Source organism: Streptomyces sp. NPDC059900, assembly GCF_050270335.1.
Lineage (GTDB): Bacteria > Actinomycetota > Actinomycetes > Streptomycetales > Streptomycetaceae > Streptomyces.
Genome location: NZ_JBNNJZ010001067.1, coordinates 1 through 1,483 on the forward strand (window position 1 = coordinate 1; position 1,483 = coordinate 1,483).

Genomic DNA, 1,483 nt, shown 5'->3' on the forward strand with positions numbered 1-1,483 from the left:
CCTCATGCACCCCACAGTGGAAGACCGCGGCGGTACGGGAGACCAGCGTCTCCGCCACCGCGGCGGGCACACCCCACTCCTCGCGGCGAAGGTCTGCCACCGTGTCCCGTACCGGATCCAGGGGTCGCTGTCCCAGCGGCGGCTCCTGGTCGGCGGACAGCAGCTCCTGCCACACCGGCAGTTCCTCAACCCGGTGCTCGCTGACGGCCTCGGCGGCCAGCAGCCGCGACCAACGACGGAAGGACGTACCGACCGGGTCCAAGGCCGGCTGTCGGCCGCCGGCCGCCGCCTCGCAGGCGGCCCGCAGATCCGGCAGCAGGATCCGCCAGGACACCCCGTCCACCGCCAGGTGGTGCACGACGACCACCAGGCGGCCCACCCGCTCCGGGCCGGCGTCCAACCACACCACCTGCGCCATCACTCCGGCGCCCGGATCCAGCCGACCGACCGCCGCCTGAGCCTCGGACCGGACGAGTCCGCCCAGCTCCGGATCCTCCACGCCGGTGACATCGACGCGAGACACCAGCGCCGATACGTCGGTCGAGCCCGGCTCCGGCACCACCAGCTTCGACTCGGCAGCCACCAGCCGGGCGCGAAGCATGTCGTGCGCGTCCAGCACGGCGGCGAAGCCGGCGGTCAGCGTCTGAAGATCCAGCGTCGGCGGCGCCCCGAAGACCATCCGCTGCGCGGACCCGGCACCCGCCACGGACTCACCGAGCGACCACATCACCGGGGTGAAGGGGATCTCTCCCACGCCGTTCGCTTCCGGCATGGTCCCGGCTGCTGGTTCCGTCGACCCGTCCGGCTCCACGACCCGCGCAAGACCGGCTGGGGTGCGCTCCTCGAAGACCTGCCGCGGCGACAGCACCCAGCCTGCCCGCCGCGCCTGCGACGCCAACTGCATCGACATGATCGAGTCGCCGCCGAGCTCGAAGAACGAGTCGTCTGCGCCTACGTGGTCGATGCCGAGGACGTCGGCGAAGAGGGCGCAGAGGATCTCCTCGACGGGGGTGGAGGGTGCTCGCCCGTGGCCGGTGACGGTTTCGGGGGTGGGGAGAGCGGCCTTGTCGATCTTGCCGTTGGGGGTGAGCGGCAGCTTGTCCAGGGTCGTGACGGTGGCCGGGACCATGTGGTCGGGGAGGCGGGTGGCGGCGAACTCCCGGATGGCGGCCGGGTCCAGGGCGATCGCGCACACGGTGTAGGCGGCGAGGCGGTCGTCGCGGGCGATGACGGTGGCCTGGGCGATATCGGGGTGACTGGTGAGGACCGCTTCGATCTCGCCGAGTTCAATACGGAAGCCGCGGATCTTGACCTGCTCGTCCGCGCGCCCCCGGAAGTGCAGCAGCCCGTCCGGACTCCATTGGGCGAGGTCGCCGGTGCGATACATGCGGGCGCCACCGGCGTAGGGGCAGGCCACGAAGCGCTCGGCGGTCAGTTCCCGGCGGCCCAGGTAGCCACGGGCCAGACCCGGACCGGCCAGATA

At 72.0% G+C, this 1,483-nt stretch carries 1 protein-coding gene; it reads right to left on the reverse strand.

What is annotated here, in order from left to right:
• On the reverse strand, positions 1-1,483 hold a 1,483-nt coding region (locus ACQKIP_RS47270), incomplete at both ends, for a phosphopantetheine-binding protein (protein WP_427745843.1).